The sequence below is a fragment of the Paraburkholderia sp. EG304 genome (assembly GCF_046543485.1).
In the GTDB taxonomy this organism is placed as follows: domain Bacteria; phylum Pseudomonadota; class Gammaproteobacteria; order Burkholderiales; family Burkholderiaceae; genus Paraburkholderia; species Paraburkholderia youngii.
In genome coordinates this window covers 1-8,446 of sequence record NZ_JBKGUA010000118.1, presented here as the reverse complement: position 1 = coordinate 8,446, position 8,446 = coordinate 1, and the positions used below count along the sequence as shown (strand labels likewise).

The 8,446-nt window shown below is 65.6% G+C and carries 7 protein-coding genes; 5 read left to right on the top strand and 2 right to left on the bottom strand.

Annotation, left to right across the window (positions count from 1 at the left end):
• Positions 1-185 precede the first annotated feature (185 nt).
• Positions 186-1,058: an endonuclease/exonuclease/phosphatase family protein gene (locus ACLFKU_RS41745; protein ID WP_410853127.1), complete on the bottom strand. Its 873-nt coding sequence runs from the start codon at positions 1,056-1,058 to the stop codon at positions 186-188.
• The gene (locus tag ACLFKU_RS41740) at positions 1,058-2,722 is read right to left on the bottom strand and encodes a hypothetical protein (protein WP_410853126.1); all 1,665 of its coding nucleotides are present in this window, start codon (positions 2,720-2,722) and stop codon (positions 1,058-1,060) included. Before ACLFKU_RS41740 ends, ACLFKU_RS41745 begins: the two co-directional genes overlap by 1 nt.
• Here ACLFKU_RS41740 and ACLFKU_RS41735 point away from each other — a divergent pair.
• The 5 genes from ACLFKU_RS41735 to ACLFKU_RS41715 all read left to right on the top strand — a co-directional run.
• Positions 2,693-4,171, top strand: coding sequence for a glucoamylase family protein (locus ACLFKU_RS41735; protein WP_410853125.1), 1,479 nt, complete (start codon positions 2,693-2,695; stop codon positions 4,169-4,171). The genes ACLFKU_RS41740 and ACLFKU_RS41735 overlap by 30 nt on opposite strands.
• A 42-nt stretch (positions 4,172-4,213) precedes the next feature.
• On the top strand, positions 4,214-5,521 hold the full coding sequence (locus tag ACLFKU_RS41730) for a sugar ABC transporter substrate-binding protein (protein WP_410853124.1): 1,308 nt from the start codon (positions 4,214-4,216) through the stop codon (positions 5,519-5,521).
• A complete protein-coding gene (locus ACLFKU_RS41725) occupies positions 5,518-6,399 on the top strand; it encodes a carbohydrate ABC transporter permease (protein ID WP_123730758.1) in 882 nt (293 codons plus the stop codon). The genes ACLFKU_RS41730 and ACLFKU_RS41725 overlap by 4 nt, the downstream gene beginning before the upstream one ends.
• Positions 6,396-7,232: a carbohydrate ABC transporter permease gene (locus ACLFKU_RS41720; RefSeq protein WP_176989448.1), complete on the top strand. Its 837-nt coding sequence runs from the start codon at positions 6,396-6,398 to the stop codon at positions 7,230-7,232. The genes ACLFKU_RS41725 and ACLFKU_RS41720 overlap by 4 nt, the downstream gene beginning before the upstream one ends.
• Positions 7,229-8,446 (top strand): discoidin domain-containing protein (locus ACLFKU_RS41715; RefSeq protein WP_410853123.1); only part of this gene is annotated, 1,218 nt, incomplete at its 3' end. The genes ACLFKU_RS41720 and ACLFKU_RS41715, both read left to right, overlap by 4 nt.

The following is an 8,446-nucleotide window of genomic DNA, read 5'->3' as shown; positions in this document are numbered from 1 at the left end:
GATCCTGGGTGAGTGACGCAACAAACAGACAGCGGCCTTCGGGCCGCTGTCTGCGTTTGGGGTATTGGGTGGCGCAGCAAGCGGCGTGGGTCAGGCGGTCACGATGGCGGCACCGGGAGCATCCATGCCACGCGTGGATGCGGTCATTCGCGCACTACGCCGTCATCGACGACGCAGCACGTGCCTCAGGGCGTCGTCGCCCCGGCGTTTCCGGTGCCCGGCGCAAACTGCAGCCGGGTCCACACACCGTAGTGATCCGAGGCCCAGCGACCATCGGCATACGGCTGGTCGAACAGGATCTTCGCCTCGCGGGCGAGCAACCGGTCCTGCTGGAAGAAGATGTGGTCGATGCGCGAGGGCGCTTCGTAGTAGTGCCGGTTGAGCGTACTGACCTGGGCCAGTTCGTTGTTGACGTGCACGCTGCCGTAGCTGTCGCCGTAATGGTTGCGCAGCGCGCTCAGGTCACCGGCATCCACCAGCGCATTGAAGTCACCGGCCACCACCACCGGCGCATCGCCCGCGGTCTGCGCGATGAACGCCAGCAGATCCGCGACCTGCTCGCCGCGGATGCGGCTGCCGGCTTCGTCCGAGCGCTCGTTCAAGTGCGTGGCGTAGACATTGACCGGGCGGCCGTCCACATCGATGCGCAGATGCGCCACGGTGCGGTAGTCGTTGATCGGTGCCAGCAGGTGGTCGTTGCGCGACAACACCGGGCGACGGGTCAGCAGGGCATTGCCATAGCGCTTGAAACGCCCCGGCGGATCGGTGGAGACGAACTGGTAGTCATAGCCGAGCTTGCGCGCCAGCCATGCGGCCTGGTTGCGCACGTGGGGCTTCTGGATCACTTCCTGCAGCGCGATCGCGTCGGGCTTGAGTGCCTGCAGCTCGCGCAGGATGACCTGGCGGCGGGCCGGCCAGTCTTCGCGGTCGTGGTGCAGGTTGAAGGTGACCATGGTCATCTCCTGCCCTGCCCCGGTGCCCTGCGCCCACGCAAGCAGCGGCGCCAACGCCAGCGCGGCGGCCAGCACGCCGCGCATCCTCTTCGTCATCTGCCGCATTACGGTGCCTTGCGTTCTGCCCGGCGTACCGACGCCGGAATCTCGATCTCGACCTTGGCCGGCACCTGCATCACGCGCAGCTCGCCACCTACCCATTCCGCCGGCTCACCATTGATGGTGGTGGCGCCCGGCTCGCCGCTGTACGGCCACGGCAGCACCACGCCGCCGGCCGGCGGAATCAGTCCGGCCGACACGGTCAGAGTGAGCTGCTTGTCGTTGCGGAGCAGCGCGTAGTTGAGCTGCCCGTTCGGGGTGCGCAGGCCCTGTACGCCGACACCCTTGCCTTCCAGCCAGCGCGACGGCACGCCGGCGGCCAGTACCAGGCTGTCGTCGATGTCGCGGCTGTAGGCGAACATGTCCAAGGCCGAACGGACGAAGTCCGAGGCAACCCACGCGTGCGGCAGATCGCCCAGGAAGAACGGTTTGCGCGGCGTGCGCGAGACGACTTCGGCCCACTGGTTCCAGGGCTGCGGCGCGCGGTCCTTGAAGAAGAACTCGGTCGCCTGCCAGGCGCGGTCACGCCAGCCCAGGCGCACGAAGGCGGCCACGTTGCGCCACTCGTAGGGGGTGTAATCCTTCCACTCGCGCTTGCCATCCCGGCGCGCTTCGAACTCCTTCCAATACCGCTCGAAGGTGTTGTTCAAGTACTGCTGCGGCAGGCGCCCCTGCTCACCGGCCGGCGCCAGCGCGATCGTGGTCGAGGTCGCATCGAAGTCGCCGAGCTCGGCCGAGCCCGGCAGATAGTCGATCCTGTGCTGTGCGGTCGCGGCCAGCAGCGAGGCCTGCAGGTCGTCACGGAACTGGTCGCGCGACTCACTGATCTGCATTGCTTCCGCCTTGCCCAGGGTGCTGGCGATGATCGCCGCATCCTTGTAGCCGCGCAGCGCCCAGAAGTTGTCCCAGTACGAATGCATCGGCTTGGCCGAATAACCTTCGTGGCTGATCGAGACCGGCATCATTCCGTAGAACGCGGGGTTGCGCGCGCGGTTCTCTTCAGTGCGCTCGCTCAGGCGCAGCTGTTCCATGTACTGGTAGGCGCCCTGCACATGCGGCCACATCACCTCCAGGAAGGTGGTGTCACCGGTGTAGCGCCAGTACTCGGCAATGTTGAAGATCAGCTCGCCGTGGCTGTCGTTCTCCGGCACCGGGTCGCTGCCGCGCGAATCCACGCAGCACGGCACCTTGCCGTTGTCGAACTGATACGGCGCATACCAGTTCACGTACTGGCGCACCGCATCGCTGCGGCCCATGCGCAGCAGGCCTTCGGAAATCATCGCGCCATCGCGGATCCAGCTGCGCGAATACGATCGCGTGCCCGGCTGCAGGCTGGGCCCGATGCGCGAGATCAGCATGTGCGCCAGCGACGTGCGCAGCGTGTCGGCCAGTGGCTTGCCGGCGGCGGGAACCTGCAGCGTTACCTGGTCCAGCTTGGTCCGCCACATCGAGGCAACCTGCTGCTGCGCCTTGGCCGCATCGAAGGCCGAGGGCATGGTCCAGCTGCCGGTCTGCGGCAGCACGATCGCCACCTCGCGGCTCTGGCCGGGCTCCAGCTTCCAGCGGTAGAGCAGCGCGCCCGAGGCCAGGCCGGTGCCGTCCTTGACCTCTGTGGTGCCCGGCAGCTTGCCGCTGGCCAGGTGGATCACATCCAGCTTGCTGTCGAACACGGTGGCAAACGCCGCACCTTCCAGTTCTTCTGGGATACCACCAACGAGGTCAACGGGCTCAGCCCGGACCGTTACCCGTCGCGTCCGTTCGCCAGCATCGCCTCGGTGGGTTACGCGCTGACGGCGTATCCGATCGGCATCGAGAACGGCTGGGTCAGCCGCAACCAGGCGATCGACCGCACCCTGCTGACGCTGAAGTTCTTCCGCGACCTGCCGATGGGCCCGCAGCGCACCGGCAAGGGCGGCTACAAAGGCTTCTACTACCACTTCCTGGACATGCAGGAAGGCCGCCGCTACGACAGCTGGGTGGAACTCTCCAGCGTGGATACCGCGCTGCTGATGATGGGCGTGCTGTTCGCGCAGTCCTATTACGACGGTGACGACGCGCGCGAAAAAGAGATCCGCGAGATCGCCGATACGCTGTACAAGCGCGTGGACTGGCCGTGGCTGCAGCAGCGCGCGCCGCTGATCTCGATGGGCTGGTTCCCGGAGAGCGGCTTCATCGATCACGACTGGATGGGCTACAACGAGGCGATGATGGTCTACATCCTCGCGCTCGGCTCGCCGACGCATCCGGTCAGCCCGGATGCCTGGACGGTGTGGACGCGTACCTACGACAACGACTGGGGCGTCTACCAGGGCCAGGAATACCTGTCCTTCGGTCCGCTGTTCGGCCACCAGTACACGCATGTGTGGGTCGACTTCCGCGACATCCAGGATGCCTACATGCGCGAGCGGGGCAGCACCTACTTCCTCAACAGCCGCTCGGCGGCCCTGGCGCAGCGCGAATACGCGATCGCCAACCCGATGAACTGGAAGGATTACGGCCAGAACGTGTGGGGCCTGACCGCCAGTGACGGCCCGCAGAACACCACCCAGGAGTACCGCGGCGAGCAGCGCCAGTTCCGCCACTACTCGTCGCGCGGCGCCGGCCTGCGCGAGAACTTCGATGACGGCACCATCGCGCCGACCGCGGCGATCGCCTCGATCGTGTTCGCCCCGGAAGAGGTGATCCCGGCCGCGGTGGAGATGCACAAGCGCTACGGCGACTACATCTATTCCAGTTACGGCTTCCTGGATTCGTTCAATCCCAGCTTCAACTACGACATCCCGATCAAGACCGGTCGCCTGGTCCCGGATCGCGGCTGGGTGGCCAGCGATTACATCGGCATCGACCAGGGCCCGATCCTGACCATGATCGCCAACTACCGGAATGATTTCGTCTGGGATGTGATGAAGAAGAATCCGCACATCCGCAAGGGCCTGGAACGCGCCGGCTTCACCGGTGGCTGGCTGACGCCGGAAGGCGAGGATCAGCCGATGGAACTGCAGAAAGATGAAAAGGCGGCTTCGGCGCGCTCGGTCGGCATCGCCGAATCGCGTGCGGCAGCAGCCCAGGAACAGAAGAACAATTCCAATTCGAACCGCAACCAGCAGCAGGGGAAGTAAGCAGTGCCATCGTCGTCGCGCCCTAAGCTGGGGTTGAGTCTGTTGCTGCTGATTGCCGGCAGCCTGTTGTTGAGTGCCTGCCGAAAAGAACCGGAAGGGGTCACTGTGCGTTTCTGGGCGATGGGCCGCGAGGCCGAAGTCGTCACTGGCCTGGTCCGCGAGTTCGAGGCCGAAAACCCCGGCATCCATGTCGATGTGCAGAACATCCCGTGGACGGCCGCGCATGAAAAGCTGCTGACCGCGTTCGCCGCCGAAGGGCTGCCGGACGTGTGCCAGCTGGGCAATACCTGGATTCCCGAGTTCGCCGAACTCAACACCCTGACCCCGCTGCAGCCCTACGTGGCGCAGTCGAAGGTGGTGGACCCGGCCGATTATTTCCAGGGTATCTGGGATACCAACGTCATCCACGACGAACTGGTCGGCGTGCCGTGGTACGTGGATACGCGCCTGCTGTATTACCGCAAGGACCTGCTGGCCAAGGCCGGCTACGACCACCCGCCGCGTACCTGGGCCGAGTGGAACGACATGATGGCGGCGATCAAGAAGATGCAGGGGCCGAACCGCTACGCGGTGCTGATGCCGATCAACGAGTTCGAACAGCAGCTCTCCTTCGCCCTGCAGCAGCCCGATCTGCTGCTGCGCGACGAGGACACCCGCGGCAACTTCAGCAGCCCCGGCTTCCGCAGGACGCTGGGCTTCTACGAAAACATGTTCGCGCAGGGCTGGGCCCCGCGCATGTCCGAGACGCAGATCTCCAACGTCTGGGACGAGTTCTTCCGGGGCTTCAACGTGTTCTACGTATCCGGCCCCTGGAACATCCGCGAATTCAAGAAGCTGCAGCCGAAGGAACTGGAAGGGCAGTGGGGCACCGCCGCACTGCCGGGTCCGGATGGCCCGGGCGCGGGCATCGCCGGCGGGACCAGCCTGGTGATCTTCCGCGATTCGAAGCAGAAAGAAGCCTCGTGGAAGCTGATCGAGTTCCTGTCGCGGCCGGCGATCCAGGAGCGCTTCCATTCCATCATCGGCGACCTGCCGCCGCGGCGCAGCACCTGGGAATACCCCTCGCTGGCCAACGACCCACTGGCGCAGCCGTTCCGCGACCAGCTCGAGCGGGTCAAGCCGACCCCGAAGGTGCTGGAGTGGGAGCGGATCGCCCAGGAAATGCGGATCACCACCGAACAGGTGGTGCGTGGTGGCCTTGATCAGGATCAAGCAGTGAAAGAGTTGGACGCACGCGTGGACAAGGTCCTCGCCAAACGCCGCTGGATGCATGAGCAGCACCGCCAGCAATCCTCCGGGGTGAGCGACAGGCAGCACTCCAGTGCAGTGGCCACGGAGGCGGCACCATGAAGCAGCGTTCGCTTGCCGGCTGGATGTTCGCCGGCCCGGCCATCCTGGTCATCGCGGTGTTCTTCGGGCTGCCGGTGTTCTCGGCGCTGGCCCTGAGCATCACCGATTTCGACCTGTATGCACTGGCCGACGGGGACAACCTGCGCTTCGTCGGCCTGGGCAATTACATCGATCTGCTGCAGACCCCGATGTTCTGGAAGTCGTTGTGGAACACGACGTACTTCGTGATCGTCGGCGTGCCGCTGTCGATCGCGGTGTCGCTGGGCGCGGCGATCCTGCTCAACGCCCCGGCCGCACGCTTCAAGGCGCTGTTCCGCACCGCGCTGTTCGCCCCGGTGGTGACCACCCTGGTGGCGGTGGCGGTGATCTGGCGCTACCTGTTCCATACCAGCTACGGCCTGGTGAACTACGGCCTGGGCCATCTGGGCATCAGCCCGATCGACTGGCTCGGCGACCCGAACTGGGCGATGCCGACCATCATGCTGTTCGCGGTGTGGAAGAACTTCGGCTACAACATGGTGATCTTCCTGGCCGGCCTGCAGGCGATCCCGCATGACCTGTACGAGGCCGCCCGCATCGACGGTGCCTCGCGCTGGAAGCAGTTCCTGCACATCACCCTGCCGATGCTCGGGCCGGTGCTGCTGGTGGTCGGCGTGATCACCGTGTCCGGCTACTTCCAGCTGTTCGCCGAACCTTACGTGATGACGCGTGGCGACCCACTGCAGAGCACCGTCAGCGTGCTGTACTTCATGTTCGAAGAAGGCTTCAAGTGGTGGAACCTGGGCCGCGCCTCCGCGGTGGCGTTCCTGCTGTTCCTGATCATCCTGGGCGTGACCAGCATCATGCTGCGTTTCGGCCGCAAGAGGCAGTTGGTATGAGTCGTGAAATCGGTCAATCGCGCTGGCATGCCTGGTGGGTCAATGGCGGCCTGCTGGTGCTCGCGGTCCTGAGCCTGGCGCCCTTGCTGTGGATGCTGTCGGTGTCGTTCATGCCGACCGGCGAAGCGGCGCATTTCCCGCCGCCGCTGCTGCCGTCCTCGCTGACCACCGCGAACTACCATGAGCTGTTCGCGCGTACCGGCATGGCCAACAACTTCGTCAACAGCCTGATGGTGTCGCTGGCGATCACGTTCGGTTCGCTGCTGCTCAACACCATGGCCGGTTACGCCTTCGCCAAGCTGCGCTTCGCCGGCCGCGAGCGCATCTTCCAGCTGTTGCTGGCCGCGCTGGTGATCCCGGCGCAGGTGGCGATGCTGCCGTTGTTCCTGCTGATGAAGCAGCTGGGCCTGGTCAACAACTTCGGCGGCGTGATCGTGCCGGCGCTGGCGACGGTGTTCGGCATCTTCCTGGTCCGCCAGTACGCCCGTTCGATTCCGGACGAGCTGCTCGAAGCGGCCCGCATCGACGGGGCAGGGGAGCTGCGGATCTTCTTCCAGATCGTGCTGCCGATGCTCAAGCCGGTGCTGGTGACGCTGTCGATCTTCACCTTCATGGCCGCCTGGAATGATTTCATGTGGCCCTTGATCGTGTTGACCGACCAGGAGCACTACACTCTCCCGGTGGCCCTGGCCACGCTGTCGCGCGAGCACATCATGGACGTTGAAATGATGATGGCCGGCGCGGTGGTCACGGTGGTTCCGGTGCTGCTGCTGTTCCTGGCATTGCAGCGTTATTACATCCAAGGTCTGTTGCTGGGGAGTGTCAAAGGGTGAAGCATGCCGTCGTCGCGGTGGGTCTGGGTCTGGTCTGGTCACTGGCGGCCTCGGCCGCACCGTCGGCGACGCCGGTGTTGCCCGCACCCAAGGTGCTGGACAGCTTCGACGACATGAGCCCGTGGAAACTGGTCGTCTCCGACCAGGTCAGCGGTTCGCTGCGCAGCGTCGCCGGCAATGGCGGCGGCCGCGCGCTCTGCCTGGACTACGACTTCCACAACGTCTCCGGCTACGTCGGCATCCGCCGCGAGCTGGGCATCCAATACCCGGAGAACTACCAGTTCGGCGTCCAGCTGCGCGGTGATTCCCCCGCCAACGACCTGCAGTTCAAGCTGATCGATGCCAGCGGCGACAACGTGTGGTGGGTCAACCGGCCCGGTTACGCGTTCCCCAAGGCGTGGACGCCGGTGCAGTACCGCAAGCGCCAGATCGACAAGGCCTGGGGCCCGGAGACGGACAAGACGCTCAAGCGCAGCGCTGCGATGGAGTTCACCGTCTACAGCAAGGTGGGCGGCAAGGGCACGGTCTGTTTCGACCGGCTCACGCTGCAGGGACTGCCGCCGGCCGATACCTCCTCGCTGAGCCCGTCGGTGATCGCCGATACCGCCACCGCGCTGCAGAACCGCATCGTCGATGGCAAGCCGGACACGGTGTGGATCAGCGGCGGCGTGGCCGAGCAGACGATCAGCCTGGACCTGCACAAGGTGCGCGAGTTCGGTGGGGCGGTGATCGAATGGCTGCCCGGGCTGGAGGCCACCCGCTACGTGGTGCGTTCCTCGGCCGACGGTCGCGCCTGGACCACGGTGCGCGAGGTGACCGCCGGCGGTGGTGGCCGCGACTGGCTGGCCCTGCCCGATACCGAAGCGCGCTACCTGCGCTTCGACCTCAAGGGCGGCCCGAGCTGGCGCTACGGCATCCGCGACATCACGCTGAAGCCGCTCGACTTCGCCGCGACCCCGAACGATTTCGTCCGCTCGGTCGGCGCGGAGCTGCCACGCGGCTCGGTGCCGCGTGGCTTCACCGGTGAACAGCCGTACTGGACGCTGCTTGGCCTGGACGGCGGCCGCGAGCAGGCGCTGATCGGTGAAGACGGTGCGCTGGAGGTGGCCAAATCCAGCTTCAGCGTCGAGCCGTTCGTGCTGGTCGACAACAAGCTGCTGAGCTGGGCCGACGTCACCACCCGCCAGTCGCTGCAGGTCGACTACCTGCCGATC